At 48.8% G+C, this 469-nt stretch carries 1 rRNA gene; it reads left to right on the plus strand.

The features are described from left to right. Positions 1-135: 135 nt before the first annotated feature. Positions 136-469 (plus strand): 23S ribosomal RNA (locus N0824_RS19150); the annotation flags it as partial.

The following is a 469-nucleotide window of genomic DNA, read 5'->3' on the forward strand; positions in this document are numbered from 1 at the left end:
AAACAAGAGAAACGAGGAATCAGCACCTTATCTTACTCATATAGTAGGAGAGAATGCTGGCTCTGAGTAAAGAGTCCAGAGGAACCTTGAAAACTGCATAGAGCTAGGTGAAAAAGCCAAAAAAGAAGACCGCAAGGTCAAGCTAATAAGGGCTAACGGTGGATACCTAGGCACACGGAAGCGAAGAAGGACGTAGTTACCGACGAAACGCTTCGGGGAGCGGGAAGCAAGCATTGATCCGAAGATATCCGAATGGGGCAACCCTAAACACGACCACCTGAATACATAGGGTGGAGCGAGCAAACCTGGTGAACTGAAACATCTTAGTAGCCAGAGGAAAAGAAAGCAACAGCGATTCCCCCAGTAGCGGCGAGCGAAAAGGGAACAGCCTAAACCAAGTTCTGCGGAACTTGGGGTCGTGGGACAGTGACAAAAGACTGGGAAATTTAGACGAAGCGGCTGAAAACCG

The organism is Microcystis sp. 0824 (genome assembly GCF_003112475.1).
GTDB lineage: Bacteria > Cyanobacteriota > Cyanobacteriia > Cyanobacteriales > Microcystaceae > Microcystis > Microcystis aeruginosa_C.